The following is a 454-nucleotide window of genomic DNA, read 5'->3' on the forward strand; positions in this document are numbered from 1 at the left end:
ACAGAATGGTGAAGATCAACTGACGCTGAACTTCCCAATCATTGCCACCGATTTCGATGGTGATACATCCACTGAGACGATCCCGGTCACCATTACCGATGATATTCCGACAATAACGGCTGTCGAATCAATCACCGTTGATGAAGATGACTTGGCGAATATGGGCTCTGATGGCTCAAATTCTGTTTCTATCGATGGGCATTTCACGACGACTGAGGGCTCTGATCGTGTGGTGAGCTACCAACTCGATACGAACGCAAGCCCAGTCGCGAATCTGACCTCACAAGGTGTTGCGGTTAACTTAATCGAAACCGCCAACACAGACGGCAGCTTTACGTACACAGCGACCGCAGATAATGGTACCACGGTAGAACCCGTATTTACCCTAATTGTAAACACGGACGGCACTTATAACTTCACGTTAGAAGGGCCAATCGATCATGCACAGAATGGC

General features: G+C 48.5%; 1 protein-coding gene. It reads left to right on the forward strand.

All coding sequences use genetic code 11. The features are described from left to right. On the forward strand, positions 1-454 hold a 454-nt coding region (locus SU60_RS14605; RefSeq protein ID WP_041156162.1), incomplete at both ends, for a T1SS-143 repeat domain-containing protein.

The organism is Vibrio mytili (assembly GCF_000830505.1).
In the GTDB taxonomy this organism is placed as follows: Bacteria; Pseudomonadota; Gammaproteobacteria; order Enterobacterales; family Vibrionaceae; genus Vibrio; species Vibrio mytili.